Raw genomic sequence first — 26,498 nt, 5'->3', positions numbered from 1 at the left:
AATATTTTTATCATACGCCAAATTAAAATAGCTGAGCAATTTATGTGCATGTAAAAAAGCGAGTATTCAACTCGCTTTTTTGTTACTCAAGCTTATTAAGCTGTTTGTAATGCTTTTAATGCTTTTAAATCTTCTAAAACCTGTTCAGCATGGCCGGCTGCTTTCACCTTACGGTAACTTTTAACTAAGGTTTTATTGTGGAAAATAAAAGTAGAGCGTTCGATCCCCATTACTTTTTTCCCATACATATTCTTTTCTTTAATCACATCAAAGTGTTTGCAAAGTACTTCTTCTTTGTCACTAATTAAATCGATTGTCAGTGCCTGCTTTTCTGTAAAGTTTTGGTGGGCTTTTACCGAGTCGCGTGATACTCCAAAAATACGAGCACCTAAAGCATCAAATTGATCTTTTAAACAAGAAAAGCCGACAGCTTGTGTTGTACAGCCTGGCGTTGAGTCTTTAGGGTAGAAGTAAATAATCAGCCATTCATTATCGACTTCAGCCAAATTAACTTCGCCGTGTGTGGTTGGGAAAACCTGATTTGGCAGTTGAATATTCTCAGACATTTCTTATCCTTTAAAAGTTAAATTTGATCTAATTCAAGTGGTAAAAAAGCATATTCTTCATGATAAACAATATCGAGCTTTCTTACAGGAATAGCTTTGTTAAAAATTGGACCATCAATCACAGTGGTATGAAATTCACCGCCTTCTCCACATGGATCAATTCCACGGTTTTCAAGTTCCTGTATATATTCTAACGATAACACTTGACCTAAATCTTCCACCTTCATTCCGAGTTTAAGGTTTACAGTCACAACTACACTCTGAAATCCAAGTTGAATAAATTCTTCAACAACTTCACGATGGGGCCGTAGCCAGAGCGGCATTCCTAATTTAAGGCCCACTGTTTGAGTAACACGATCATGCCAACAACCATGTTCCGGCATATCTAAATCACCTGTAACCAGTACCTCAGCACCTTTTTGTTTGGCTTCATTTAATAAGTTGATGAATTTATTTTCATAGTCATTCCAGCTAGAAGATGCCATAAATACAGGTAAGCCAATTGCTTGAGCTTGCGCCCGGATAATATCAAGTGGCATAGCATGTGAACGGGAGCGTTGTCCTTGCTCTTCTAGCATAACGATTAAACCAATTACGTTACCAGTTTGCATGGCATGATAAAGTGCAAGAGAGCTATCTTTACCTCCACTAAAGGAGACAATTGACGGTCTGTTATGTGCGTTAGTTTTCCATTGTTCTTGCATGACTTATTTCGAATGAAGAGATCGGTGTCATTTTAACAGAGCTATAAAAAAGCCTGCATAAATGCAGGCTTAATTTGGAGCAACAAAAGCTTATTTTTTAGGAGCTTGTTGTTGAGCTGCTTTCATTGCTTCTTCAGTTAGTTTCTCAAGCTTAGTTGTTAACTGAGGACCGAAACATGCTTTAAGGTCACGGTTTTGCTGTTGTACAAAAGCTAAAGAACTTGGGCTTTTCTTCGCATTGATTGCGCTTTGAATTTCCCATTTTTGTGCTTCAGTCACTTTACCTTGCGCTTCAACTTGACAGCTACAGAATTTGCTAACTTCAGCTGAACTTAATTTACCGCCTTTTGCAGTTTGGTCTTTACAAACGTTGATTAATGCACCTTTAACGTTAGTGCTTTTATATGCTGCTTGAACTGGGTTTTCAGCTGCTTGAGCCGAACCAGCCATAAGTGCAGCTGCTGAGAATAAAGATGAAAGAATAAGATTTGATTTTAACAACTTCATAAATTTTACCTACTTATTGCGGTATATAGCGTGTTGGATCGGTAACACCAGCGTCGATAAAGCCTTCTTTACGCAAACGGCAACTGTCACATTTACCACACGCACGTCCTTGAGCATCTGCTTGGTAGCAAGATACCGTTTGACTATAGTCTACGCCATGTTCAATCCCTAAACGTATAATATTCGCTTTGGATAAATGTAACAGGGGTGTTTCAAATTTAAGAGGTTTTCCTTCTACGCCAGCTTTAGTTGCTAAACGAGCCATATTGGCAAAAGCATCAATAAATTCTGGGCGACAGTCAGGATATCCTGAATAATCAACAGCATTGATGCCAATAACAATCGCTTCAGCATTGAAAACTTCTGCAGCTGCTAAGGCATAAGAGAGGAAAATTGTGTTACGTGCTGGTACATAAGTTACAGGAATACCTTCTTGTAATTGTTCTGGTACAGCAATGTTATGATCTGTAAGTGCAGACCCGCCTAAATTGGCTAAATCGATATTAATTACACGATGTTCAACACCTGCACGCTGAGCTAATGCTTTTGCAGCATCCAGTTCAGTGGTTGAGCGTTGACCATACATAAAACTAATAGCAATACATTCATAGCGCGCTTGTGCCCAAGCTAGGCAAGTGGTTGAGTCTAAGCCGCCTGAAAGTAAAACAATGGCACGAGGGCGCATATTTTTCTCCATATTCGGAATGATTTATTTTATTGAACGATTAGCGACCTGATTCATCGTTCCAGAGCAGTTTATGTAACTGAAGCTGGAAACGTACAGGCAGTTTGTCGTCCAGTATCCACTGTGCCAGATCACGTGCTAAACGTGGCAGGCCAACAGCACCTTTTTCAACTGCAAAAGCAGGGGAGAACCAGACAGTACTGACTTTGGTTTGCAGTTGATATTGTTCAACTTGTTGTTTTGACCATTCATAGTCTTCACGATTACAAATCACAAATTTGATTTGGTCACGCGGTGTTAAATGGTCAAGATTACTGATGAGATTACGGTGTTCTTCACCAGAAGTTGGGGTCTTTAAGTCGAGGACTTTTGAAACACGCGGATCCACTCTTGATACATCAAGAGCGCCACTGGTTTCTAGGGAAACGTCAAAACCGGCGTCACATAAACGTTGTAATAAAATTAAGCAATTGGGTTGTGCTAGGGGTTCACCGCCTGTTACACAAATATAAGGCGTTTGATATTTTTCAGCCGTTTCAATAATGTGCTCAAGTGATAGGCGTTCGCCACCTTCAAAAGAATAAGTGGTGTCGCAATAACTACAACGTAAAGGGCAACCTGTGAGACGAATAAATACAGTCGGTAGGCCAGAGGCATTTGCTTCACCCTGCAAGGAGTAAAAAATCTCGGTAATGCGTAGACCAGACGCAGGGTCAGAGACAGGAATTGCAGAGGAACGTAAGGAAGCCATTCTAGAAATACCACACTATATAAAAAATAAAATCTCTACGATCAGTGTTGATCGTAAAGATGTTTGATCAAACTGAAATTAGTCAGCGCGTAACAAATCGTTCAAACTTGTTTTTGCACGTGTTTGTGCATCAACTTTTTTCACGATAATTGCAGCATATAAGCTGTATTTACCATCAGCTGACGGTAAGTTACCTGGTACAACAACTGAGCCAGCAGGAACACGGCCATAATGGATTTCACCAGTCTCACGATCATAAATACGTGTAGATTGACCGATATAAACACCCATAGAAATAACAGAGCCTTCTTCGACAATAACACCTTCAACGATTTCAGAACGTGCGCCGATAAAACAGTTGTCTTCAATAATGGTTGGGTTAGCTTGTAATGGTTCTAAAACACCACCGATACCAACACCACCTGATAAGTGAACGTTTTTACCGATTTGAGCACATGAACCTACAGTTGCCCATGTATCAACCATTGTGCCTTCATCTACGTAAGCACCAATGTTGACATAAGATGGCATTAACACCACATTTTTAGCTTGGAAACTACCACGACGAGCAACAGCAGGAGGAACAACACGAACACCCGCAGCTTTAAATTGCTCTTCAGTCCAACCAGAGAATTTAGTTTCAACTTTGTCGTAGAAACGAAGATCACATGACTCGATTGGTTTATTGTCATTAAGTTTAAATGATAATAAAACAGCTTTTTTTAACCATTGATGAACAACCCATTCACCATTGATTTTTTCTGCAACTCGAAGTGTACCGTTATCTAAACCAGCAATTGCTTCTTCAACAGCTTGGCGAATTTCGCTTGGGCAATCTGCTGCAGTGAAATTTGCGCGGTCTTCAAATGCTTGCTCAATGATCGTAGAAAGCTGAGACATGATCTTCCTTCCATAAAAAATTTTAAAGATTTTACACTAATTTGTGACAAGAATCTTTGAAAAAACGTGTTACGTTTAATTGAGGTATAAATGAGTTAAATCAAAATAAGCTTATTAGATAATCAAGTGTTTTTTACACAAAAATGATTTGAAAATAAAAATTTAACTCAATTTGTATCAAAAAATAACAGAAATCTAGCAGTTTTTGTATAAAAAAGAATCTATGCTCTTGAATATAATTTTTGTCACAAGCTGAATAAATTAAAAACAGAGCCTTTTCTTAAGGAGAAAACGATGAAAGTATTACGTGTTTTAGTGACAACTACAGCTTTACTTGCTGCTGGTGCTGCAATGGCGGATGAAGCTGTTGTTCATGACAGCTATGCATTCGATAAAAACCAATTAATTCCAGTAGGCGCTCGTGCTGAAGTAGGTACTACAGGTTACGGTGGTGCTTTGTTATGGCAAGCAAACCCATATGTAGGTTTAGCATTGGGTTATAACGGCGGTGACATTTCTTGGACAGATGATGTTTCAGTAAATGGCACTAAGTATGATTTAGACATGGATAATAACAATGTCTATCTAAATGCTGAAATTCGTCCTTGGGGTGCCAGCACAAATCCATGGGCTCAAGGCCTATATATAGCTGCAGGTGCGGCTTACTTAGATAATGATTATGACCTTGCTAAACGTATTGGTAATGGTGATACCTTATCAATTGATGGTAAAAACTATCAACAAGCAGTTCCTGGTCAAGAGGGCGGTGTAAGAGGTAAAATGTCTTACAAAAATGACATCGCTCCATATTTAGGTTTTGGTTTTGCTCCAAAGATTAGCAAAAACTGGGGTGTATTTGGTGAAGTAGGTGCTTACTATACTGGTAATCCAAAAGTTGAGTTAACTCAGTATAATCTTGCTCCTGTAACTGGTAACCCAACATCTGCTCAGGATGCTGTTGATAAAGAAGCAAATGAAATTCGTAACGATAATAAATACGAATGGATGCCAGTTGGTAAAGTTGGTGTAAACTTCTACTGGTAATAAATAGTAAAAAAACGAGCTTCGGCTCGTTTTTTTATATCTAAAAATAAAAGAGCTACATAAGTAGCTCTTTTATTTTGTTCTTAAACTTTATTCATCTGGGTAGGCAATTTTTTTCAATGCTTTAATGTCAGCATCAGGTGAGCATAAAGAAATAAACTCATAACCATAACCACGTAATAAATGGCCTTTGCGAACAGCAATCCATGTGGTGTTGACACCAAAGATATCAGTTTTAATTTGTTTTAAACGATAGTCACGCTCTGCATCGTAAGCGACATCATTGACAATTCCGACGCCCATGCCGAGTTCAACGTAAGTCTTGATAACATCGGCATCAAGCGCAGACATTACAATATCGGCATCAATTTGTGCATCTTCAAATGCTTTATCGATCTTTGAACGACCTGTAAAACCGCCGTGATAAGTAATTAGTGGGTATTCAGATAAAGCATCAAGATCAATTTTATCGAGCTGTGTAAGTGGGTGATCTTGAGGAGTAATAATGCTGTGCTGCCATTGATAGTATGGAATGCTTGCTAAATTTTCTTCAGTTGTTAAAGACTCTGTCGCGATACCAATATCAGCTTCACCTTGTAAAAGCATTTCTGCAATTTCGACAGGGCTTGCTTGTTGCAAAATCAAATGAACTTTTGGAAATAGTTTCTTAAATTGATTGACGATTGGTGGTAATACATAACGTGCTTGAGTATGTGTTGTTGCAATCGTTAAAGTACCTTCGTCCACTTTATTAAAGTCATCGGCAAGACGTTTAATATTTTCAGCATCTACAAGCATGCGTTCTACAATGCTAAGGAGTGATTGACCGGGTTCAGTTAAACCCAGCAGACGTTTACCTTTACGGACGAAAAGTTGTACGCCTAATTCATCTTCTAAATCTTTAATATGTTTACTTACACCTGATTGAGAGGTGTATAACGCGGCAGATGCTTCCGTTAAATTAAAGTTTTGGCGTACTGTTTCTCGAATAATTCTTAATTGTTGAAAGTTCATTTACACTTTTCCTCAAAAGAGGTGAGGAACGGCTTTAAATACCGCGAGATGGCTCCTCACCAAATAATTCCTTAAGCAACTTGATCTGCAAATAGGTGAAGTTGAGATGCACTTACCCAAACAGTTTGATTTGGTTTAAATGCATGTTGTTTTGCAGCTTCACTGCTCAGAGCAATCTCAATTAAACGTCCATTACGATCTTGTAATTCCGCCACTACTTTTCCAGCAATCCAGACTTCACGTACAAAAGTTGCTTCAATTGTATTTGCCTGTGGTTGCGCATGAATATGTAACTCATCCGGACGGGCAAAAGCAATTACTTTTCCTTGCGGTGCCTGAACTGTGGTCGGTAATTCGATACGATCATTGCCAATACGGATAATACCGCTTGCATGTTCACCTTCAAAACGATTTGCTTGACCCAAGAAATCAAATACAAATGGCGTTGCAGGTTTTTCGTAAACTTCGCGCGGAGAACCAATTTGTTCGACGTTACCTTTATTCATCACAATAATTTGGTCGGCTACTTCAAGTGCCTCTTCTTGGTCATGGGTTACGAAAATTGAAGTGATATGCAGCTCATCATGCAAGTTACGTAACCAGCGGCGTAATTCTTTACGAACCTTAGCATCTAGTGCACCAAATGGTTCATCAAGCAATAACACACGAGGTTCCACGGCAAGTGCACGAGCTAAGGCAATACGTTGGCGTTGACCACCAGAAAGCTGGGCTGGGTAACGGTCTGCTAAAAAGCCCAATTGAACCAAATCAAGCAGACGAGTCACACGTTTTTTAATTTCGGCTTCCGATGGGCGTGTGGCACGAGGACGGACACGTAAACCAAAAGCAATATTGTCAAATACGGTCATATGACGGAATAAAGCATAGTGCTGAAAAACAAAACCGACCTGACGTTCACGGACATGTACATTGGTTGCATCTTCGCCTTCTAGTAAGACTTGACCACCATCTGCTGATTCTAAACCCGCAATAATACGAAGTAGCGTCGTTTTACCGCAGCCAGATGGGCCGAGTAAGGCAACCAGTTCACCCTCTGGGAAATCGAGTGAAATATTTTTAAGCGCATGGAATGCACCAAAGTGTTTTTCAATATTTTTAACTTGAATACTCATGATTTCATTCCTTACGAATCAGTTGAATGCGGTTCTGGTTTGTCTTGATGTAGTTCTAACCAGGTTTTTAAAATCAGTGTTAATAGTGCCAAGAAAGCAAGTAGTGAGGACACCGCAAAAGCTGCACTAAAGGTGTACTCGTTATATAAAATTTCGACATGTAGAGGCAGGGTATTGGTCTCACCACGGATGTGGCCGGAAACTACTGATACTGCCCCAAACTCACCCATTGCACGGGCATTACACAAAATCACGCCGTAAATCAGACCCCATTTAATGTTAGGGAGTGTGACTTTCCAAAAGGTTTGCCAACCTGATGCACCGAGTACAATCGCTGCTTCCTCTTCTTCAGTTCCTTGCGCTTCCATAAGTGGAATTAACTCACGCGCCACAAATGGAACTGTAATAAAGATGGTCGCTAAAACAATGGCAGGTACGGCATATAGAATCTTGATGTCATGTTCCATGAGCCAACCGCCTAACCAGCCTTGAGCACCGAAAATCAGTACAATCATTAAACCTGCAATAACAGGTGAAACCGAAAAAGGCATATCAATAATGGTGGTTAAAATTGCTTTGCCTTTAAACTGAAATTTGGAAACAGCCCATGCAGCGGCAACACCAAATATCACATTAATCGGAACGGCAATTGCTGCGGTCAATAGTGTTAATTTCACTGCTGATAACGTATCTGGATCAATTAAAGCTTGAACATAGACTTCAAGGCCTTGTTTAAATGCTTCAACAAAAACCAGAATAAGTGGCAGCATGAGGCAGCTAAGGAAAAAAATCAGTGCAATTGTAATGAGCGTATAACGTACCCAAGTTGGTTCACGTGTCGCGTCACGAGATTGCAATTTCAAGGCAAGTGCATTGCTGTCGGTATGTAGGTTCATGTGACATTTCTCCCTGTACGACGGTTTGCCCATGCTTGAAGTAAGTTAATGACAAATAAAATAATGAAAGAGAGAACCAACATCACTGCTGCAATAGTCGTTGCACCTGCATAGTCATATTCTTCGAGGCGAGAAATGATCATAAGCGGAGCAATTTCAGTTTTAAAAGGTTGGTTACCTGCAATGAAAATTACAGAACCATATTCACCTACACCGCGAGCAAATGCTAAAGCAAAGCCTGTAAATAGGGCAGGGAGTAATATTGGTAAAATAATTTTGGTAATGGTCTGCCAACGATTTGCACCGAGTGCGGAAGCTGCCTCTTCAAGTTCAGTTTCAATATCGCTTAATACCGGTTGAACGGTTCGAACAATAAAAGGAATGCCGATAAACACTAAAGCTAGCGTAATCCCGATGGGGGTATATGCAACCTGAATACCAAGTGGTTCTAAATATTGACCGATCCAGCCTGTAGGCGCATAGAGTGAGGTCAACGCAATGCCTGCAACCGCTGTTGGAAGTGCAAAAGGTAAGTCCACTAAGGCATCAACCAGACGCTTTCCGGGGAAGTTATAACGGACAAGGCACCAAGCTAAAAGTAGCCCAAAAACAACATTAATAAACGCCGCAATTAAGGCTGAACTAAAGCTGAGTTGAAGCGATTTTAAAATACGCTCAGAGGTTAAAATTTCCCATAGTCCGTCCCATCCGATTCCAAATGATTTGATAAAGACTGCGGCTAATGGAATAAGCACAATAAAAGAAACGTAAGCGAGGGTGAAGCCCAATGATAGACCAAACCCAGGCAGCACTCGGGATCGCTGCGACATGATATTTCCTCAAAGAGAAAAGCCTGCTGAAACCAGTAAGCGAATAAATAAAGATAAACGGCGCGGTATAAAGCTGGGTATTAAGCAAATTTCAAAGAGAAATGTGTCTTTACCGGATCAATAGATGAGTGGCTACACATCGAGTCTTCAGGAAGTAGATGATTCAGTAAGTCAGGAAACGGACCAAAGCCTGAAGCAACATTAATATGACCGACTTGTCCAAGGTTAATCGGGGTTAATTGCCAAGATTTCGCAAGCTGTAAAGCATCAAAAAAGTCTAACCATGGATCATTTTCACTAATGAGTAGCGTTGCAGGCACATTAATTTTTAGCTGATGAAAATAATCTTTGTAGTCAGTCAAACTATGACGGGCAAATCCCGCTTCACCAAAACGTGCCGGATTTGCAGGAGCAACCAAAATCAGTTTTTTAACTTGAAGTTGTAACTCTGGATGCTCTGCTAAGGCAGCAACACTAGTTAGGCAGCCGAAACTATGCGCAACAATTTGGACTGGTGCTTGTACTGCTTGAACTGTGTTAACGAATTGCTCAATCCACTCGCTTAATACGGGTCTATCCCAGTTCTTTTGCTCAACGCGAGAACTAGACACGAGTTGACGCTGCAACCAAGATTGCCAATGTTGATGTTCACTTCCACCTACACCCGGAACAATTACAGTGTGTGTCATGTCTGTTCTCCTTATCGTTAGAACAAAGAATTACTTCTCTGCACTATTGATTTTCACGATTTGATCGAAAACACCACCATTATCAAAGTGTTGCTTTTGTACTTTTGTCCAACCGCCAAACTCTTTATCAATGGTGACAAGTTTCAATGGCTTAAATACATTGCTATATTTTTTGAGTACAGCTGCATTGCGAGGACGGTAGAAATTACGTGCTGCAATTTCTTGACCAGCAGGTGAGTACAAATAGTTGAGGTAACCTTTTGCAATAGTTAAGTTGCCTTTTTTCGCTGCATTTTTTTCAACAATTGCAACTGGTGGCTCAGCCAAAATAGATAAAGATGGCGTCACAATCTCAAACTTGCCAGGTTGTTCACGAATAGCTAAATGTGCTTCATTTTCCCAAGCCAGTAATACGTCACCAATTCCGCGTTCAGCAAATGTAGTGGTTGCACCACGGGCACCTGAATCTAAAACTTTGGTGTGTTTATAAATTTGGCGAACAAACTCTTGCGCTTTTGCATCGTTACCACCTGCTTGATGTTTTGCCCAAGCCCAAGCTGCAAGATAGTTCCAGCGTGCACCACCAGAAGTTTTCGGGTTTGGTGTAATAATTTCCACGCCTGGCTTGATTAAGTCACCCCAATCTTTAATTTGTTTAGGGTTACCCTTACGAACTAAAAACACGATAGTTGATGTGTACGGAGTAGAGTTTTGCGGTAACTTTTTCTGCCAGTCTGTTGGAAGCAATTTTGCTTTTTCAGCAATTTCATCAATATCAGCAGCAAGTGCTAATGTCACAACGTCAGCATTTAAGCCATCAATCACTGCACGAGCCTGTTTACCAGAACCACCGTGTGATTGTTTAAACTCAATATCTTGTCCGGTACGCTGTTTCCAGTAAGTACCAAACTGTTTATTGAAATCTGTATATAACTCGCGAGTTGGATCGTAAGAAACGTTTAAGAATTCTTGAGCTGCAAACGATGAAACAGAAAGTAATGCAGCAATAACCCCGACTTTTAACTGAGAAAAACGCATGAGATAACCCCTCAAAAAATACGAAATGTTCAAAACATGAACGCAGAATAGCGCTAGTCTTTATTCTAAAAAAATAATAAAAAACGAATTTAATATGAAAAATATAGAAATAATAAAAATGGATAAGTTATTCTTAAATCTTGATATATAACAAGTTTCAAAAGTTTCTCTTAAATCGGTATAATTTTTAAAAATCAGTCATTTATTAATTAAATGAAAGGTGTTGTATTGTTGGGTGGTTTTAAATAAAGGACGGATTAAGCATGTGGTGTTTTAAAAATGGACAACCTGTAGAGACCATTCCTTTATTGGACCGGGCATTTCATTATGGGGATGGCTGCTTTACCACAATTCGTGTTTTTCAAAATAAGATTGAGCTTAAAGCACGGCACTGGGAACGTCTAAAACTTGCTTGCCAAAAATTATCTTTGGTTGCAGATTTTGAGTTAATCGAACAAAGTTTGCAGCATCTACAAAATCAGAATCTCGTGCTCAACGGGACTTTAAAAATTGTGATTAGCCGTGGTGAAGGTGATCGTGGCTATAGTTTGCCAAAGCATGCGGCAGATATTTATATCTGGTTTTATCCAAAAGCATTGGAGCAGTTCCAGCCAGATTTTATACAGTGTGGTGTTTTAAATCAGGCTTTAGGTTTAACCATGCCGAGTTTAGTTGGGCTTAAATCCTTAAACCGTCTTGAGCAGGTATTGCTAAAAAAAGAAGCAGATCAACAAGGCTGGGTTGAAGCTTTAGTAACTGATGTACAAGGTTATATTGTTGAAGGGGTAAGCAGTAATTGTTTTATTCGTTTAAATGATAGATGGATTACTCCGGAACTTCGCTATAATGGCGTCCACGGTGTGATGCGTGCAGAAATTTTGGCGCGTATGCAGCACTACGGAATTGCCTGTGAAGTCAGAATAATTGAGCTAGATGAAGTATCACAAATACAGAGCCTATTCTTTTGTAATGCTTTACATCCAATGCGAGTAGTTACTCAAATCAGTGAACAAATTCTAGAGTCACAGGCGTGCCTAAATTTATTTCATACTCTTAACTTGAATCAGATTCATTAATATGCCGAAGCCACCTGTGAATGCGAAAGCAAAAAATGCTAAAAAAAAGGGCAAGAAAACAGCATCTAATTTTCCAAAAAAGTTAGTGCTGATTGGCTGTTTTATCGTTTTAATTTCTATTTTTGCTATTTTATGGTCAAGTTTATTTAAAGCTTATCCTATTGAAGGGAAAAAGCAGATGCTATCGATCACATCAGGTGAGACCTATTCTGGTTTTATTGATCGCTTAGCCAAAGAAAATAAAATCCATTTCCCAATTGTACTTAAGCTTTATCAAAAGTTTATGATTCATGACAGTATGAAAGCTGGTGTATATGAGATAGAGCAGGGAATGAGCGTAAGACAAGTATTAGAGATGTTATCTAATGCTGATAATGCCCAGATGAACCGTGTTCTAGTGATTGAAGGAACAACTTTTAAGCAGCTGATTACAGCACTAAAAAACGATAAAAATGTAAAAAATACGATATTGGATTTACCAGATGACCAGCTTATGAAGGCTTTAGGTATTCCTTATCATCATCCTGAAGGTCTGTTTGCACCCAACACTTATTTCTTTGCTAAAGGTGAGACTGATAAGAAAATCCTGACCGATTTATATCATCGTCAAATGAAAGCCTTAGATGCGGCTTGGGCAAAGCGGGCGCCAAATTTACCTTATAAAGATAAGTATGAAGCTTTAATCATGGCTTCTATTGTTGAAAAAGAAACGAGCCTCGATAGCGAACTTACACAAGTTTCAGGGGTTTTCGTGCGCCGTTTAAAACTCGGTATGCGTTTACAGACTGATCCAACCGTAATTTATGGTATGGGTGCAAACTATAAGGGTAACATTACTCGCGAAGACTTACGTACACCAACACCATATAATACCTATACAATTAATGGGTTACCGCCAACTCCAATTGCGCTGCCAAGCCAAAAAGCCATTGAGGCTGCGTTACATCCAGATGATTCAAATAACATCTATTTTGTAGCGACTGGTAATGGTGGACATAAATTTACGGCAGACTTGCAAGCACATAACCAAGCAGTGCAAGAGTATTTATCCGTGTTGAGATCGAAGAAATAAGGAAAAGAGATGTTTATTAGCTTTGAAGGCACGGAAGGGGTAGGAAAAACTACACTCATTCGAAAAATTCATCAGCATTTTGAAGAACAAGGTAAACAAGTTGTTTTAACTCGAGAGCCGGGTGGAACACCGCTCGCAGAACAAATTCGTTCGATGCTTTTGGCAGTGAATCATGATGAAAATATGAGTCATGATACCGAACTGCTCTTAATTTATGCGGCACGAGCTCAACACTTACAACAAGTTATTTTGCCGGCATTAGAGTCTAATAAAATTGTATTAAGTGACCGTTTTACTGATGCGAGTTTTGCTTATCAATGTTCCGGTCGTGGTTTAAGCCAAGACAAATTACAGCTTTTAAACCAGAACTTCGTTTCACGTATGCCAGAAGTGACTTTTTGGTTAGATGCACCGATTGAACTCGGTATGAACCGTGCACGTGAACGCGGAGCTTTAGACCGTTTTGAACAGGAAAAGTTAAGCTTCTTTACTAAGGTTCGTGAAGGATATGAAACCTTATGGAAAGCTGAGCCTGAGCGTATTAAACGTTTAGATGCTACTCAAAGTCCTGATCAGGTATTCGAGCAAGCTTTGCAATATTTAGGATAAGTAGTAGTAAAAGCCACTCTCATTTCTCTGGGAGTGGTGAAAAATGACAAGAAATCTGGTTTTAAACGTCATAGAAAATATTGGGCAGTATCTTATGCTATTTTAATTACTGTTTAAAATTGAAGAATAACAAGGATGAAAAGCTCAAAAGAAGAAATTGTGGCATTTCTTGAAAAGGAATTCCCACAAAGTTTGGAACATTGCACGATTGAATCAGTCACTTCTAAAGCTGCCGTTGTTTATTATCACGTTGACCAAAGACATCAACGTCCGGGAGGTACTATATCTGGCCCGGCTATGATGACTTTGGCAGACTTTGCTTTATATATTGCAATACTCGGTGAAATTGGAATTATTGGTTTAGCTGTAACCACCAATTTTAATATTAATTTCCTGAGAAAACCCGCAGGTGATCAAGACTTACGCAGTGAATGTAAGCTCATGAAAGTAGGAAAGAGCTTAGTCGTAGGTGAGGTCTGGATTTATTCAGTAGGGCAAGAGGAACCCGTGGCACATGTGACCGCGACTTACTCAATTCCTCCTAGACCATAAATCTTAAGTAATAAAAAAGCACGGCATGAACCGTGCTTTTTTATAAAAAACTATTTATACACTCGTATTCACCAAAGGTTGCTCTACTGCAAAGTTTGGAGGCGTCAGAACCGTTTTACGAATCTCACTCGAAGTTTCCGGATAATCAAGTGTGTAATGTAAGCCACGCGATTCTTTACGGTGCATAGCACAACGAACAATCATTTCGGAAACAAGTACAAGATTACGCAGTTCAATCAGGTTTTTGCTGACACGATAATCTTGATAATATTCAGTAATTTCGCGCTTTAGCATTTCAATACGGTGTAAAGCACGTTCTAAACGTTTTGTGGTTCTTACAATACCAACGTAGTTCCACATGGTCGAACGTAACTCATCCCAGTTTTGTAAAATCACGACATCTTCATCTGGATTGGTTACTTGAGAATCGTCCCAAGTGGGTACTTCCGGTAATTTGAAGTTTTTATCAAACTTACTTTCGATATCTTTTGCTGCACTCATGCCATAAACGAAGCATTCAAGTAATGAGTTGCTCGCCATACGGTTTGCACCATGTAAACCCGTATAAGAGGTTTCACCAATTGCATATAGACCTTCAATATCAGTCTGGCTATTTGAGTCAACCACAACACCACCACAGGTATAGTGTGCAGCCGGCACCACTGGAATCATGTCTTTAGTGATGTCGATACCTAACTCAAGCAATCGTGCATAAAGTGTAGGAAAGTGCTCTTTAATAAACTCAGGCGATTTGTGTGTAATGTCTAACCACACATGGCGAATACCGAGACGTTTAATTTCATGGTCAATGGTACGTGCCACAATATCGCGAGGAGCCAACTCTGCACGATCGTCAAAACGTAGCATAAAACGTTCGCCATCTGGTAAACGTAAGTAAGCACCTTCACCACGCATGGCTTCAGTAATTAAGAAAGAACGTGCTTGCGGATGGTAAAGGCAGGTTGGATGGAACTGGTTAAATTCCATATTGGCAACACGGCAACCTGCACGGTATGCCATCGCAATACCGTCACCAGTAGCAATATCCGGATTAGATGAATAAAGGTAAGCTTTCATTGCGCCGCCGCAAGCAAGTGCGGTAAATGGGGCAAGGAAGGTATGAACTTTTTCAGTACTTTCATCTAGTGCATACAAACCAATAGCACGATTTGCTTGATCTGTATGACCCAATTTATGCGACGTGATTAAATCAATCGCAATGTAGTTTTCAAAAATAGTAATATTCTTGCGTTCTTTGGCGCGTTCAACCAAAGTGGTTGAAATAGCTTTGCCAGTTGCATCAGCAGAATGAATAATACGGCGCTGCGAATGGCCACCCTCACGAGTCAAATGAAGCTGTTTATCTTCATCTAAGGTAAACTGAACGCCTTGCTTTAAAAGGAAATCAACAGAAGGACGGCCGCCTTCTACAGTATGCTGGACTGCATCCATTTCACATAAATGAGCACCTGCAATCATAGTGTCATTAATGTGTTGTTGAATAGAGTCAGTTTCATCAAGCACCGCAGCAACACCACCTTGTGCATAGAAGGTACTTGCTTCAGTTAAAGCAGCTTTAGCTAAAACTGCAATATTAAAATGACTTGGTAACGATAAAGCCAGACTTAAACCAGCACCGCCACTGCCCACAATAATCACGTCAAAGTGGTGAATTGTCTGTTGATTAGGCATGTCCATTCGCATCAATTTAAAACGTCCGCTAATGACACCCCTTTTTACCTAAAAAGGCAAGAGCTTAAGCGCTCTAAGTCACAGAAAAATTGCAATTAGCTTAAAAAATTGCAATGTGTAAAATAAACGTGATGAGGATGCCTTACAAATAAACATATTGTTACGCACAATTCCAAAGCATTGTGATACAAAAGTTTTATTCTTATTCTCGTAGACCAATTGTGGGTGAGCACCGAATGAAATCTCGCTATTTACAACAAGGAATGTATGCAGCGGTATTTACAGTTGCTGCTGTTCAAGCAAATGCTGCTGTTGATTTTTCAAACCTCGTTGAACAAGTTAGTCCGGCTGTGGTGAGTGTAAACGTTGTAAAAAAAATGACTCAGGATGAACTGCTACAACAGCAAGTACCTGAAATTTTAAAACGTTTCTTTGGTAATCAGGTCATCATTCCACAGCAACAAGGTCCTCAAGAGAAAACCGCATATGGTAGTGCGTTCTTTATTAGTAAAGATGGTTATTTACTTACGAACCATCATGTAATTGAAAATGCTTCCCGCATCAGTATTACTTTAAATGACCGTCGTGAAATTGATGCAACAGTGGTCGGTAGTGATGAGCGGACAGACGTTGCCTTATTAAAGGTAAACGGAACTAACTATCCTGCTTTACGCGTAGGAAATGTTGACCGTTTACGTGTAGGAGAGCCGGTTTTAGCAATTGGTTCACCATTTGGTTTTGATTATTCAGCTTCGGCAGGTATTGTCAGCGCTAAATCACGTAACATGAGCGGTGAAACCTCTGTACCATTTATTCAAACTGATGTGGCGTTGAACCCTGGTAACTCAGGCGGTCCATTGTTTAACCAAAATGGTGAAGTTGTCGGGGTGAACTCACGTATCTTTAGTGGTACGGGTGGTTATATGGGCTTATCTTTCTCTATTCCAATTGATGTTGCGATGGATGTAGCTGAACAGCTTAAAACGAAAGGGAAAGTGACTCGTTCATACCTAGGCGTTATGATGCAAGATATTGACCGTAACCTTGCAGATGCCTATAAATTGCCTAAACCGGAAGGTGCTCTGATTACTCAGGTTTCTCCAAATTCACCTGCTCAAAAAGCAGGGCTTAGAGCTGGCGATGTTATTCTAAAATTAAATGGTGCTTCTGTACTGCGTACTAGTGATTTGCTTTATGCATTAAATAAAGTACAACCAAACCAAACTGTTCAGTTTGAAGTTTTACGTGATGATAAAACCCGAAATATCTCGGCAACACTAGCAACAGCACCTGATGAAACACCAGCTACCGGTAATCAAGCCTCTGCTTCTAAAGGTCCAGTATTGGGAATGAGTATTCGTGATCTCGCCGTGCCAGAGAAAAATGCTTTAGGTATAAAAGGCGGTATTTATGTACAAGATGTTCGCCGTGGTGGATTAGCATCATTGTCAAATATCATTCCTGGCGATGTGATTATTCAGGTTAATAATACTCAAATTCTAAATAGTCAGGATTTTGCAAAAGTTGTTTCGAATTTGCCGAAAAATACAGTTGCGCGAGTTGGGATTATTCGTCAAGGACAACGAGCAATGCTTGGTTTACGTATTCAGTAAAATATTATAAAAATGAACCACCCTGAAAATGGGTGGTTTTTTATTATTTGTATTCGGCATAATGTTCGATCTAGCTAATTAAATTTTAGCTTTGAATTTAATGATTAAAGTGGGTGTTTTGTGAGCAGTATTTTCGATTTACATATTCAGGTTCAGCCACAGCATATTGATGCTTTAGGGCATGTTAACAATGTAATGTATGTCCAGTGGATGCAAGACGTCGCTGCTGCTCATGTGGAAACATTAGGGGTAGGAGTAACCAAATATCTAGAGCTAAAACATGCAATGGTTGCGGTTGAACACCATGTGCAATACCGTAAAGCTGCGTTTGAAGGTGAAGAAATTGTACTGCGGACATGGCTAGATGATATTAATGCTCTATATTCATTTCGTCAGTATGCCTTTTTCCGTCCTTCTGATCAGGCAATTTTGTTCGTCGGAAATACCAAATGGGCATGTATTGAAATTGCTTCAGGTCGACCTAAACGTATGTCGCCGACTTTTACACAGGCTTATAAACCTCTCGATTCAAGTATAAATCCTTTAGATTTTACTGTTTCATATGCCTGATAATCAGAAGCATTACTTGTACTTTGAATTATCATTTTTTTAAAACATAAGTACAAAGCTCATGAATTTTGGATACTTTAAAATATCCATCTGCTATAATCTCTCGCAATTTGTTAAACCGCTTTGGCTATGTATTAAAACAAGCTACATAGCACTTTATATTTTCTCAAGGTAGCCCATGGCGCAAGCTAAAAAATCCGTTGATATCAAAAATATCCGAAATTTCTCGATTATCGCTCATATTGATCATGGTAAGTCTACTTTGGCTGACCGTTTTATTCAGATGTGTGGTGGCCTGCAAGATCGTGAGATGCAAGCTCAGGTCTTGGACTCAATGGAGCTCGAGCGTGAACGTGGGATTACCATTAAAGCTGCTTCGGTGACGTTGTACTATACTCATCCAAACGGGCAGGAATATCAGCTTAACTTTATTGATACTCCGGGACACGTTGATTTCTCTTATGAAGTATCACGTTCATTAGCTGCTTGTGAAGGTGCGTTATTGGTTGTGGATGCTGCACAAGGTGTAGAAGCACAATCAGTTGCAAACTGTTATACCGCTATTGAGCAAGGTCTAGAAGTTCTTCCAATTTTAAATAAAATTGATTTGCCGCAAGCAGAGCCTGAGCGCGTTATTCACGAAATTGAAGAAATTATTGGTATTGAAGCAACCAATGCACCTACATGTTCTGCAAAAACAGGCTTAGGCGTTGAAGGTGTCTTAGAAACCTTAGTTGATGTTATTCCTGCTCCTACAGGTGACCGTGAGGCTCCTTTACAGGCATTAATCATTGACTCATGGTTTGATAACTATTTAGGTGTTGTCTCTTTAGTTCGTATTAAAGATGGTCGTATCCGCAAGGGCGACAAAATGTTGGTTAAATCTACTGGTCAGACTCACATCGTTACATCGGTAGGTGTATTCAACCCTAAACATACTGAAACTGGCGTGCTTGAAGCTGGTGAAGTAGGCTTTGTTATCGCGGGTATTAAAGATATTTTTGGTGCGCCGGTAGGTGATACCATCACGCTTTCAACAACCCCTGAAGTAGCTTCACTTCCTGGTTTTAAAAAGGTTAAACCTCAGGTTTACGCAGGCCTTTTCCCAATTGATGCAAGCGATTTTGAACCATTCCGCGAAGCCTTACAAAAACTACAGATCAATGACTCGGCTTTATTCTTTGAACCTGAAAGTTCAGATGCGCTTGGTTTTGGTTTCCGTTGTGGTTTCTTGGGCATGTTGCACATGGAAATCGTACAAGAGCGTTTAGAGCGCGAGTATGACCTTGATTTGATCAGCTCAGCGCCAACGGTAGTGTATGAAGCTGTCACTAAAAAAGGCGATACGATCTATATCGATAGTCCATCTAAAATGCTGGATGGTTCTGTTGTTGAAGATTTGCGTGAGCCAATTGCAGAGTGTCATATTCTTGTACCGCAAGAGTACTTAGGTAACGTCATGACCCTATGTATTGAGCGCCGTGGTGTACAAAAAGACATGAAATTCTTAGGTAATCAAGTTTCAATTACTTTTGAAATTCCTATGGCTGAAGTGGTTATGGACTTCTTTGATAAGCTTAAATCATGTTCACGTGGTTTTGCTTCACTTGACTATAACTTTATTCGTTTTGAGAGTTCATCTTTAGTTAAGGTTGACGTGTTAATTAATGGTGAGAAGGTCGATGCGCTTGCAATGATTTGTCACCGTAATGATGCTCGTCATCGTGGTATTGCTTTAGTTGAGAAAATGAAAGATTTGATTCCACGTCAAATGTTCGATGTCGCAATTCAGGCTGCTATTGGTGCACAAATTATTGCTCGTTCGACCGTGAAGGCGATGCGTAAAAACGTTTTAGCAAAATGTTATGGCGGTGACGTGTCTCGTAAGAAGAAACTACTTGCGAAACAAAAAGAAGGTAAGAAACGTATGAAACAAGTGGGTAGTGTAGAAATCCCACAAGAAGCGTTCTTAGCTGTTTTGAAAGTAGAAAGATAAGAGAAAAGGCTGGGATGAACTTATCTTCTCCCAGCCGCAAGGCAAGCAGCTAAGCTGCGAGTGAGGTCCTGTGGATTTTGATTTTAATTTAATTCTTGTTCCTGTTACGCTGATTTTATTTGCAGTGTGGTTGCTAGATAAGCTTGTTTTTAAACAGCGTGCAAATAAAGGGCGAGAGAACGAAAATTTTGTTATTACATGGGCCTATGACTTTTGGCCGGTTTTAGCTGTTGTGCTTGTACTTCGCTCATTTCTTTATGAACCATTTAATATTCCATCAGACTCTATGGTTCCGACCTTAGAGACTGGCGATTTTATTTTAGTTAATAAATTTGACTATGGTGTCCGTTTACCTATCGTCAATAAAAAAGTGATTGATATCGGTGAACCGAAACGTGGTGATGTCATCGTTTTTCGTTATCCACCACAACCTACTATTAGTTATATTAAACGTGTAATTGGCTTACCTGGTGACCATATTGTTTATGATCATGGACAATTGATTATTAATGGTCAAAAAATTCCTAAAGTACCAACACAGTTTAGTCGCGAAAAAGATGCTTTAGATACACCAACTTCTATTTATCATAAAGAAACAATTGGTGATCATACCTTTACGATGCGTGAGCTTGAAGGCGTAAATGTTGCGCGTCAGGCGCCATTTATCAACTATGTTGATAATGGTAAATATGCAAACCAAGACGGTTTATATTGGGAAGTAACAGTTCCGAAAGGACATTACTTTGCAATGGGGGATAACCGTGATCAAAGTGCTGACAGTCGTTTCTGGGGCTTCGTACCTGAAGAAAATTTAACAGGCCGAGCTTTCTATGTCTGGATGCATAAAGAACCTGGTTTCCACCTGCCAAGCTTTAACCGAAATGGGAAAATAGATTAAAAACAACCATTAGGAAAACAAAAATGCGTAAGGCACAACAGGGTACTTCGTATTTAGCAATTTTATTTGGGGTGGTCATATTTGCAATTGCGGTGAAAGCCGTACTTGCAGTTTGGCCAGCATATTGGGATGATCGTGTGATTAATAATCAGATTACAGAGCTTATGCAACAAAGCTCGGCTGATATCACACCCCAAAAGTTTATGACACAGATGGACCAACGACTGGAAATGAACAACATTCGTGATCTGCATTTTAAAGAGATTGCTGAAGTGTTTAACCAGCCAAGTCTAACAGTCAAAAAGAAATATGAGGTAAGAAAGCCTTTCTTACTGAATATTGATTTAGTTTTAACATTTGAGAAGAGTTTTGACAAAACATCAGTTCAAGCTAAGTGATCCTCGCTTACTCAGTCGAATCGGTTATCAATTTAAGCAGCCTGAATTGCTACAGTTGGCTTTGACTCATCGTTCGGTGAGTCATAAGTATAACTACGAACGTCTGGAATTTTTGGGCGATTCACTGTTGGGGATGATTATCGCCAATTATTTATACCATGCGTACCCTCATGAAAATGAGGGGCGACTAACGCGTATGCGCGCGACTTTAGTACGTCAGGAAGCATTAGGTAAAATTGCAACCGATTTGCAACTTAGTCGGTGTTTAATATTAAGCACAGGCGAGTTGAAATCTGGTGGTCATCATCGTGAGTCAATATTGGCTGACACAGTGGAGGCCATTATTGGTGCAATTTATCTTGATAGTAGTGATCTGAACCTACTCAAAGATATTGTGCTAAAATGGTATACGCCTTATTTAGATCATATTGAGCCAACAGATCAACTCAAGGATCCAAAATCACGTTTACAAGAGTATCTACAAGCACGTAAAAAACCTCTCCCTGTTTACGAGGTTGTAGATATTCAGGGTGATGCGCCTCATCAGCACTTTAAAGTCGAATGTTTGGTAGATGGTTTATCAAAAATTCATGGTGAGGGGTCAAGTCGTCGTTTTGCCGAGCAGGCAGCAGCGGCGGAAATTTTAAAGTTATTGGAGCAATAACCTGCATGTCGATGCATTCTGATCAAATCAATCCAGATTCAAACGAAAACCAAGATCCAAACAATCTGATTGATCAATTTTTTAGTTCCAAAGGCGTTACAATTCCTTCGGATTTTAAGAGCGGATTTGTGGCGATTGTAGGACGTCCAAATGTGGGTAAATCTACCCTCATGAACCATTTATTGGGCCAAAAACTCTCTATTACTTCACGTAAACCTCAAACGACACGCCATAAAATTATTGGTATTGATTCGCGTGAAAAAATGCAAGCGGTTTATGTCGATACCCCAGGTATGCATAAGAAAGAAGTACGTGCAATCAATAAAATGATGAACCGTGCTGCGCATTCTGCGTTACGTGACGTGAATTTAGTCTTATTTGTTATTGATGCCCACAAGTGGACTCAAAATGACGATTTAGTTCTTGAGAAACTCAAGAATGCTGATATGCCAGTTATTTTGGTGATTAATAAAGCTGATACTTTTGGAGATAAGAGAGAGATTCTCCCTTTAATTCAAGAACGTGCCAAACTTATGAATTTTGCGGAGATTGTTCCTGTTTCTGCACTCCGTGGAGCAAACTTAGAGCACTTAAGTGAAACGATTGAAAAATATCTTCCTTATCAGCCACCTTTATATTCATTCGATCAAATTACGGACCGTTCAGAGCGCTTCTTGGCAAGTGAAATCATCCGTGAAAAAATCATGCGTCAGTTGGGTGAAGAGCTACCTTATGATTTAACAGTACAAATTGAATCTTTCAAAACGGAAGAGGCAACTGTTAATGAAAAAACTGGTCGTTTAAAACCAGCATGTACCTATATTGATGCAACTATTTTTGTGGATCGTCCTGGTCAAAAAGCGATTGTAATTGGTGAAAAAGGTGCCAAGCTTAAAACAATTGGCATGGATGCACGTAAAGACATGGAAAAAATGTTCGAACAAAAGATCATGCTTACCTTATGGGTTAAGGTCAAAGGTGGTTGGTCTGATGATGAACGTGCTTTAAAAAGTTTAGGATATAGTGATATCTAAAAAGTAGGGAATACTGGTATGAAAGCAATTACATCAATATTGATTATCGTTGGATGTACATTGATGTTGCAAGGTTGTGTATATAAGCTTGTAACCGTACCAGTAGGTATTGCTTATAAAACGACTAAAGGTGTAGTGAAGGGTACAGCTGCTGTTGTAGGGGCTGTAATTCCTGATGGTGATGACGACGATAAAAAAGAAAAAGAATCTGAGGAATAGTTTCTTTTTATGATGCGCAATGAAGTCCTACATGGATATATGATTCACCATCGTAAATATCGTGAAAAAAGCCATATTGTGCATCTCTTCACTCAAGAATATGGGCGGGTTGATGGTATTTTAAGACAGACTCCGCCTCCTCAATATCAGCCAATCCGTTTGCAAGCCACAGGCAAAAGTGAGCTCAAAAATTTTACAAAGCTGGAAATACTAAATCAGCCGGTTTTCTTTTTTGGCGATGCTTTTTTTGCAGGCTTCTATTTAAACGAAATTGTTCTTAGACTTTGCCCACTAGAAGAGGCAATGCCACAAACTTTTGAACAATACCAGTTAACGCTGCTTCAACTCCAGCAGCTATCTTCTCATGAAAATCCGGATTTATTTCTTAGACAGATCTTGAGGCAATTTGAGCATATCTTGCTTGCAGAGCTAGGCTATGCGATTGATTTTTCAATTGATAGCTCACAAAAAGAAATTTTGCCTCAACAGTTTTATCAGTTTCAAGTGACTGAAGGATTTGCCCCCGTTGTTCAGGCAAGTCGCTCATCGTTGTCAGGAAAAGCAATTTTATCCATGCTGGATTATGAGCAGGGACAGGATTTTTCTCACGAACAATTGCAATTATTAGGTAAACTATACCGTCAAATGATTACATCGCTTTTAGGTGACCGTCCCCTAAAAAGTCGACAATTGTGGATTCAAAATACTCAAACTCAATCGTAATTAGGATTTTTTTATGGCTGCATTGCTTGGTGTAAACATAGACCATGTTGCTACTTTAAGACAGGCGCGCGGTACTGCTTACCCAGACCCTGTAGAAGCTGCTCTTATTTGTGAACAAGCGGGTGCAGAGGGGATTACTTTGCATTTGCGTGAAGATCGCAGACATATTCAAGATGATGACGTGCGCCGTATGCGTCCATTATTGAAAACACGTATGAATCTTGAAATGGCCGTAACTGATGAAATGGTTGAGTTTGCGAAAGAAATTCAACCACAACATGTGTGTTTTGTACCAGAACGACGCCAAGAAGTTACAACAGAAGGCGGTTTAGATGTAGTAGGTAACTTTGAAAAAGTTAAAGCTGCAACTCAAGCTTTAGCTGCCATTGGTTGTGATGTTTCACTCTTTATTGATGCTGATTTTGCTCAAATTGATGCAGCAATTGCTTGTGGAGCGCCTACTATTGAATTACATACCGGGGCTTATGCAGATGCAACAACAGAGCAAGAACAACAAGAAGAACTTGCTCGCATTGTAAAAGGTGTGGAATACGCAGCTTCAAAAGGTTTGGTTGTAAATGCTGGTCACGGGTTGAATCTGAAAAATATTGCTCCAATTGCGGCAATTCCACAAATTCATGAGTTAAATATTGGGCACTCAATTATTGCGGAAAGTGTTTTTGTTGGACTGGTACAGGCGGTGAAAGATATGAAAACAGCGATTCAGGCAGCAGGATAAGTAGTAATGTCGAGTATCAATTACGATGAATTAATGCAGCCTGTATTAGCATTTTTAGGATGCCAAACCCCAAAAGAATGGTTGGATGAGGCCGTTAATAATTTAGACATCTTGATGCAAGATCATGCTAACTGTGAGAAAAAAGCAGCGGGTACGGCCATGAACTTGATGTTCCGCTATAGTTTTTTCACGGACTTACAAGTTAAGCTTGCCCAGCTTGTACGTGAAGAAATGCTTCACTATGAACAAGTTCTAGAATTTATGACGAAACGTGGGCAAGAGTGGAAAGGTTTAAGTGCTGGACGCTATGCAGGTGGCTTACGAAAAGAAATCCGCACATATGAACCAGAAGCTCTAATTGATGTACTCGTGATTGGGGCTTTTGTAGAAGCACGTTCATGTGAACGTTTTTATGCGCTTGCTCCGTGTGTTGATGATGAGTTAGGACGCTATTACCGTTACTTGCTTAAGTCAGAATCTCGTCATTTTGAAGACTATTTAGCACTAGCGCTTGACGTCGCAAAAACTGCCAAAATGAAAGATCCTGAAGAAGATATTCAACAGCGTATTGAACATATCCGTGAAGTTGAAAAGAATCTGATTTTGACTCCAGATGATACTTTCCGTTTTCATAGTGGTATCCCTGCATAAGCTTGGATACCTCAAGTTAAAAAGTTTACCTTTCACGGTAAACTTTTTTATTAAGTAGCTCTAACTTCTAAATAGTTTGAGCCGATATTTAAGGTTAAGTAAGGACCATTTTTTAGTTTTTTAATGCATATCATTATTTAATAAATATATTTTTTACAGATTTAAATTTCTCTTAAAATTTTTTTAAAAAACTTTTATTTTTTTAGGCTAATAATAAATATTGTGTAAATATAAAGGCTGATATGTTCATCATGAGTTCAACTGAAACAGTTGATTATTTCTAAGGATATAAGAATGTTAGCATTAGTTACAGGCGCATCAGCAGGTTTTGGTTATAGTATTTCAAAAAAACTGATTGAGTCAGGCTATAAAGTTATTGGATGTGGAAGACGCGCAGAAAAATTAGAAGAACTACAAAAACAGCTTGGCGAAAATTTCTACTCACTCGTATTTGATATGACTGATACAGCAGAAAATATAAATAAGTTATTTAAAGAATTACCAAATGAATTTCAAATCGATCAAATTGACTTACTAGTGAATAATGCAGGCTTGGCATTGGGTCTAGAGCCAGCAGATAAAGCGGATTTAGATGATTGGTACACCATGATTGATACCAATGTTAAAGGACTTGTTACGGTTACCCGATTAATTTTACCAAGTATGGTAAAGAAGAAATCAGGCTTAATCATTAATATGGGTTCAATTGCAGGTACATACCCATATCCAGGTGGTAATGTATATGGGGCAACAAAAGCTTTTGTAGAGCAGTTTAGTTTAAATCTACGTGCAGATTTGGCTGGTACTGGCGTGCGAGTAACGAATATTGAGCCAGGGTTGTGTGGTGGTACCGAATTTTCTCTTGTACGTTTTAAGGGAGATCAGGAGAAAGCTAACAGTCTATACGATAAGAAAAATCCAATTTTGCCGGAAGATATTGCAAATACAGTAGCATGGATCGCATCACAACCACCGCATATTAATATTAACCGTATAGAAATGATGCCAACGACTCAGACTTTTAACCCTTTAAAAGTTGTAGAAGTGGAATAATGTAATTTTAAAAAGATCTAAGCGTAGAAGGTCTACCTAAGTTTAGAACTGATGATTCGATCTGGTAAATATTCGAATTATGAAAAGCAAATCCTCTACAGGCAGTAGGGGATTTTTTTATAGGTATACTTTAATAGAAAGCAATAAAAAAGCCCGCTTTAATGCTGCGGGCTTTTTAGTAT

At 39.4% G+C, this 26,498-nt stretch carries 30 protein-coding genes; 17 read left to right on the top strand and 13 right to left on the bottom strand.

The features are described from left to right. Window positions 1-95 precede the first annotated feature (95 nt). From R5R67_RS13600 to dapD, 6 genes are all read right to left on the bottom strand, one after another. Window positions 96-566, bottom strand: a complete 471-nt coding sequence (locus R5R67_RS13600; protein ID WP_001293528.1) for a peroxiredoxin — start codon at window positions 564-566, stop codon at window positions 96-98. Window positions 567-583: 17 nt separating this feature from the next. Further along, window positions 584-1,270: a diphthine--ammonia ligase gene (locus tag R5R67_RS13595; protein WP_001157855.1), complete on the bottom strand. Its 687-nt coding sequence runs from the start codon at window positions 1,268-1,270 to the stop codon at window positions 584-586. Between the two features lie 90 nt (window positions 1,271-1,360). Then, the gene (locus tag R5R67_RS13590) at window positions 1,361-1,777 is read right to left on the bottom strand and encodes a hypothetical protein (RefSeq protein WP_000771345.1); all 417 of its coding nucleotides are present in this window, start codon (window positions 1,775-1,777) and stop codon (window positions 1,361-1,363) included. 13 nt (window positions 1,778-1,790) lie between these two features. Then, entirely contained in the window at window positions 1,791-2,462 is a 672-nt protein-coding gene (gene queC, locus R5R67_RS13585) for a 7-cyano-7-deazaguanine synthase QueC (RefSeq protein ID WP_001247780.1), read from the bottom strand. 40 nt (window positions 2,463-2,502) lie between these two features. After that, window positions 2,503-3,213: a 7-carboxy-7-deazaguanine synthase QueE gene (queE, locus tag R5R67_RS13580; RefSeq protein ID WP_000157724.1), complete on the bottom strand. Its 711-nt coding sequence runs from the start codon at window positions 3,211-3,213 to the stop codon at window positions 2,503-2,505. 78 nt (window positions 3,214-3,291) lie between these two features. Next, window positions 3,292-4,113 carry a 2,3,4,5-tetrahydropyridine-2,6-dicarboxylate N-succinyltransferase gene (gene dapD / locus R5R67_RS13575; RefSeq protein WP_000080867.1) on the bottom strand — a complete coding sequence of 274 codons (822 nt, stop codon included), beginning with the start codon at window positions 4,111-4,113 and terminating at the stop codon, window positions 3,292-3,294. 294 nt (window positions 4,114-4,407) lie between these two features. On the opposite strand from dapD, the gene carO reads away from it, so the two are divergent. Then, on the top strand, window positions 4,408-5,157 hold the full coding sequence (gene carO / locus R5R67_RS13570) for an ornithine uptake porin CarO type 1 (RefSeq protein WP_000866529.1): 750 nt from the start codon (window positions 4,408-4,410) through the stop codon (window positions 5,155-5,157). Between the two features lie 90 nt (window positions 5,158-5,247). Here carO and R5R67_RS13565 read toward each other — a convergent pair whose 3' ends face one another. The 6 genes from R5R67_RS13565 to R5R67_RS13540 form a co-directional block, all read right to left on the bottom strand. Beyond that, on the bottom strand, window positions 5,248-6,171 hold the full coding sequence (locus R5R67_RS13565; RefSeq protein WP_001011052.1) for a CysB family HTH-type transcriptional regulator: 924 nt from the start codon (window positions 6,169-6,171) through the stop codon (window positions 5,248-5,250). 71 nt (window positions 6,172-6,242) lie between these two features. Continuing rightward, the gene (locus R5R67_RS13560) at window positions 6,243-7,304 is read right to left on the bottom strand and encodes a sulfate/molybdate ABC transporter ATP-binding protein (protein WP_000027499.1); all 1,062 of its coding nucleotides are present in this window, start codon (window positions 7,302-7,304) and stop codon (window positions 6,243-6,245) included. An 11-nt stretch (window positions 7,305-7,315) separates the two neighbouring features. Next, on the bottom strand, window positions 7,316-8,200 hold the full coding sequence (gene cysW, locus R5R67_RS13555; protein ID WP_001048807.1) for a sulfate ABC transporter permease subunit CysW: 885 nt from the start codon (window positions 8,198-8,200) through the stop codon (window positions 7,316-7,318). Beyond that, on the bottom strand, window positions 8,197-9,030 hold the full coding sequence (cysT, locus tag R5R67_RS13550; protein ID WP_000083115.1) for a sulfate ABC transporter permease subunit CysT: 834 nt from the start codon (window positions 9,028-9,030) through the stop codon (window positions 8,197-8,199). Before cysT ends, cysW begins: the two co-directional genes overlap by 4 nt. 80 nt (window positions 9,031-9,110) lie before the next feature. After that, on the bottom strand, window positions 9,111-9,719 hold the full coding sequence (locus R5R67_RS13545; protein ID WP_000149917.1) for an RBBP9/YdeN family alpha/beta hydrolase: 609 nt from the start codon (window positions 9,717-9,719) through the stop codon (window positions 9,111-9,113). Window positions 9,720-9,749: 30 nt separating this feature from the next. Beyond that, window positions 9,750-10,757: a sulfate ABC transporter substrate-binding protein gene (locus tag R5R67_RS13540; protein WP_001212600.1), complete on the bottom strand. Its 1,008-nt coding sequence runs from the start codon at window positions 10,755-10,757 to the stop codon at window positions 9,750-9,752. 263 nt (window positions 10,758-11,020) lie between these two features. Here R5R67_RS13540 and pabC point away from each other — a divergent pair, with 263 nt between their 5' ends. From pabC to R5R67_RS13520, 4 genes are all read left to right on the top strand, one after another. Further along, window positions 11,021-11,833, top strand: coding sequence for an aminodeoxychorismate lyase (gene pabC, locus R5R67_RS13535; RefSeq protein ID WP_000263428.1), 813 nt, complete (start codon window positions 11,021-11,023; stop codon window positions 11,831-11,833). A 1-nt stretch (window position 11,834) separates the two neighbouring features. Continuing rightward, the gene (gene mltG, locus R5R67_RS13530; protein WP_001125863.1) at window positions 11,835-12,905 is read left to right on the top strand and encodes an endolytic transglycosylase MltG; all 1,071 of its coding nucleotides are present in this window, start codon (window positions 11,835-11,837) and stop codon (window positions 12,903-12,905) included. 9 nt (window positions 12,906-12,914) lie between these two features. After that, complete coding sequence (gene tmk, locus R5R67_RS13525) at window positions 12,915-13,514, top strand: dTMP kinase (protein WP_000470764.1); 600 nt, start codon at window positions 12,915-12,917, stop codon at window positions 13,512-13,514. A gap of 135 nt (window positions 13,515-13,649) precedes the next feature. Then, entirely contained in the window at window positions 13,650-14,066 is a 417-nt protein-coding gene (locus R5R67_RS13520; RefSeq protein WP_000842535.1) for a PaaI family thioesterase, read from the top strand. A gap of 54 nt (window positions 14,067-14,120) precedes the next feature. Here R5R67_RS13520 and nadB read toward each other — a convergent pair whose 3' ends face one another. Beyond that, window positions 14,121-15,764 carry an L-aspartate oxidase gene (gene nadB / locus R5R67_RS13515; protein ID WP_000367543.1) on the bottom strand — a complete coding sequence of 548 codons (1,644 nt, stop codon included), beginning with the start codon at window positions 15,762-15,764 and terminating at the stop codon, window positions 14,121-14,123. A gap of 230 nt (window positions 15,765-15,994) precedes the next feature. Between nadB and R5R67_RS13510 the strand changes: the two genes are divergently transcribed. The 12 genes from R5R67_RS13510 to R5R67_RS13455 all read left to right on the top strand — a co-directional run bounded on the left by R5R67_RS13510 (window position 15,995) and on the right by R5R67_RS13455 (window position 26,316). After that, on the top strand, window positions 15,995-17,371 hold the full coding sequence (locus R5R67_RS13510) for a Do family serine endopeptidase (protein WP_000842416.1): 1,377 nt from the start codon (window positions 15,995-15,997) through the stop codon (window positions 17,369-17,371). Window positions 17,372-17,491: 120 nt separating this feature from the next. After that, window positions 17,492-17,941 carry an acyl-CoA thioesterase gene (locus R5R67_RS13505; protein WP_000094833.1) on the top strand — a complete coding sequence of 150 codons (450 nt, stop codon included), beginning with the start codon at window positions 17,492-17,494 and terminating at the stop codon, window positions 17,939-17,941. A gap of 178 nt (window positions 17,942-18,119) precedes the next feature. Then, window positions 18,120-19,937, top strand: coding sequence for a translation elongation factor 4 (gene lepA, locus R5R67_RS13500; protein WP_000035778.1), 1,818 nt, complete (start codon window positions 18,120-18,122; stop codon window positions 19,935-19,937). A gap of 70 nt (window positions 19,938-20,007) precedes the next feature. After that, window positions 20,008-20,835 carry a signal peptidase I gene (lepB, locus tag R5R67_RS13495; RefSeq protein WP_000344900.1) on the top strand — a complete coding sequence of 276 codons (828 nt, stop codon included), beginning with the start codon at window positions 20,008-20,010 and terminating at the stop codon, window positions 20,833-20,835. A gap of 23 nt (window positions 20,836-20,858) precedes the next feature. After that, window positions 20,859-21,233, top strand: a complete 375-nt coding sequence (locus tag R5R67_RS13490) for a DUF4845 domain-containing protein (protein WP_001224039.1) — start codon at window positions 20,859-20,861, stop codon at window positions 21,231-21,233. Continuing rightward, on the top strand, window positions 21,205-21,897 hold the full coding sequence (rnc, locus tag R5R67_RS13485; protein WP_000160699.1) for a ribonuclease III: 693 nt from the start codon (window positions 21,205-21,207) through the stop codon (window positions 21,895-21,897). Before R5R67_RS13490 ends, rnc begins: the two co-directional genes overlap by 29 nt. Before the next feature lie 11 nt (window positions 21,898-21,908). Next, complete coding sequence (gene era / locus R5R67_RS13480; RefSeq protein WP_001985518.1) at window positions 21,909-22,931, top strand: GTPase Era; 1,023 nt, start codon at window positions 21,909-21,911, stop codon at window positions 22,929-22,931. Window positions 22,932-22,949: 18 nt separating this feature from the next. Continuing rightward, window positions 22,950-23,150 carry an NF038104 family lipoprotein gene (locus R5R67_RS13475; RefSeq protein ID WP_000644486.1) on the top strand — a complete coding sequence of 67 codons (201 nt, stop codon included), beginning with the start codon at window positions 22,950-22,952 and terminating at the stop codon, window positions 23,148-23,150. Between the two features lie 9 nt (window positions 23,151-23,159). Then, window positions 23,160-23,873, top strand: a complete 714-nt coding sequence (recO, locus tag R5R67_RS13470) for a DNA repair protein RecO (RefSeq protein ID WP_000985103.1) — start codon at window positions 23,160-23,162, stop codon at window positions 23,871-23,873. Window positions 23,874-23,886: 13 nt separating this feature from the next. Further along, on the top strand, window positions 23,887-24,612 hold the full coding sequence (pdxJ, locus tag R5R67_RS13465; protein WP_000729414.1) for a pyridoxine 5'-phosphate synthase: 726 nt from the start codon (window positions 23,887-23,889) through the stop codon (window positions 24,610-24,612). A gap of 6 nt (window positions 24,613-24,618) precedes the next feature. After that, complete coding sequence (locus R5R67_RS13460; RefSeq protein ID WP_000095053.1) at window positions 24,619-25,263, top strand: tRNA-(ms[2]io[6]A)-hydroxylase; 645 nt, start codon at window positions 24,619-24,621, stop codon at window positions 25,261-25,263. Window positions 25,264-25,557: 294 nt separating this feature from the next. Further along, window positions 25,558-26,316: an SDR family oxidoreductase gene (locus tag R5R67_RS13455; RefSeq protein WP_000880605.1), complete on the top strand. Its 759-nt coding sequence runs from the start codon at window positions 25,558-25,560 to the stop codon at window positions 26,314-26,316. Window positions 26,317-26,498: the final 182 nt, after the last annotated feature.

The organism is Acinetobacter sp. OYA S30, assembly GCF_033599315.1.
Lineage (GTDB): Bacteria > Pseudomonadota > Gammaproteobacteria > Pseudomonadales > Moraxellaceae > Acinetobacter > Acinetobacter baumannii.
Note: the sequence above shows the minus strand (reverse complement) of the source record. Positions and strands in the feature narration are given on the sequence as shown.

Bases quoted from the DNA above. Each gene is read 5' to 3' on its own strand.
- era (WP_001985518.1), top strand. From the start codon at position 21,909: ATGCATTCTGATCAAATCAATCCAGATTCAAACGAAAACCAAGATCCA.
- R5R67_RS13520 (WP_000842535.1), top strand. From the start codon at position 13,650: ATGAAAAGCTCAAAAGAAGAAATTGTGGCATTTCTTGAAAAGGAATTC.
- tmk (WP_000470764.1), top strand. From the start codon at position 12,915: ATGTTTATTAGCTTTGAAGGCACGGAAGGGGTAGGAAAAACTACACTC.
- R5R67_RS13460 (WP_000095053.1), top strand. From the start codon at position 24,619: ATGTCGAGTATCAATTACGATGAATTAATGCAGCCTGTATTAGCATTT.
- nadB (WP_000367543.1), bottom strand. From the start codon at position 15,764: ATGGACATGCCTAATCAACAGACAATTCACCACTTTGACGTGATTATT.
- pabC (WP_000263428.1), top strand. From the start codon at position 11,021: ATGTGGTGTTTTAAAAATGGACAACCTGTAGAGACCATTCCTTTATTG.
- R5R67_RS13510 (WP_000842416.1), top strand. From the start codon at position 15,995: ATGAAATCTCGCTATTTACAACAAGGAATGTATGCAGCGGTATTTACA.
- dapD (WP_000080867.1), bottom strand. From the start codon at position 4,113: ATGTCTCAGCTTTCTACGATCATTGAGCAAGCATTTGAAGACCGCGCA.
- R5R67_RS13600 (WP_001293528.1), bottom strand. From the start codon at position 566: ATGTCTGAGAATATTCAACTGCCAAATCAGGTTTTCCCAACCACACAC.
- R5R67_RS13560 (WP_000027499.1), bottom strand. From the start codon at position 7,304: ATGAGTATTCAAGTTAAAAATATTGAAAAACACTTTGGTGCATTCCAT.
- pdxJ (WP_000729414.1), top strand. From the start codon at position 23,887: ATGGCTGCATTGCTTGGTGTAAACATAGACCATGTTGCTACTTTAAGA.
- R5R67_RS13595 (WP_001157855.1), bottom strand. From the start codon at position 1,270: ATGCAAGAACAATGGAAAACTAACGCACATAACAGACCGTCAATTGTC.
- queC (WP_001247780.1), bottom strand. From the start codon at position 2,462: ATGCGCCCTCGTGCCATTGTTTTACTTTCAGGCGGCTTAGACTCAACC.
- recO (WP_000985103.1), top strand. From the start codon at position 23,160: ATGATGCGCAATGAAGTCCTACATGGATATATGATTCACCATCGTAAA.
- lepA (WP_000035778.1), top strand. From the start codon at position 18,120: ATGGCGCAAGCTAAAAAATCCGTTGATATCAAAAATATCCGAAATTTC.
- R5R67_RS13565 (WP_001011052.1), bottom strand. From the start codon at position 6,171: ATGAACTTTCAACAATTAAGAATTATTCGAGAAACAGTACGCCAAAAC.
- cysT (WP_000083115.1), bottom strand. From the start codon at position 9,030: ATGTCGCAGCGATCCCGAGTGCTGCCTGGGTTTGGTCTATCATTGGGC.
- queE (WP_000157724.1), bottom strand. From the start codon at position 3,213: ATGGCTTCCTTACGTTCCTCTGCAATTCCTGTCTCTGACCCTGCGTCT.
- R5R67_RS13540 (WP_001212600.1), bottom strand. From the start codon at position 10,757: ATGCGTTTTTCTCAGTTAAAAGTCGGGGTTATTGCTGCATTACTTTCT.
- mltG (WP_001125863.1), top strand. From the start codon at position 11,835: ATGCCGAAGCCACCTGTGAATGCGAAAGCAAAAAATGCTAAAAAAAAG.
- R5R67_RS13545 (WP_000149917.1), bottom strand. From the start codon at position 9,719: ATGACACACACTGTAATTGTTCCGGGTGTAGGTGGAAGTGAACATCAA.
- R5R67_RS13455 (WP_000880605.1), top strand. From the start codon at position 25,558: ATGTTAGCATTAGTTACAGGCGCATCAGCAGGTTTTGGTTATAGTATT.
- R5R67_RS13475 (WP_000644486.1), top strand. From the start codon at position 22,950: ATGAAAGCAATTACATCAATATTGATTATCGTTGGATGTACATTGATG.
- cysW (WP_001048807.1), bottom strand. From the start codon at position 8,200: ATGAACCTACATACCGACAGCAATGCACTTGCCTTGAAATTGCAATCT.
- R5R67_RS13590 (WP_000771345.1), bottom strand. From the start codon at position 1,777: ATGAAGTTGTTAAAATCAAATCTTATTCTTTCATCTTTATTCTCAGCA.
- R5R67_RS13490 (WP_001224039.1), top strand. From the start codon at position 20,859: ATGCGTAAGGCACAACAGGGTACTTCGTATTTAGCAATTTTATTTGGG.
- carO (WP_000866529.1), top strand. From the start codon at position 4,408: ATGAAAGTATTACGTGTTTTAGTGACAACTACAGCTTTACTTGCTGCT.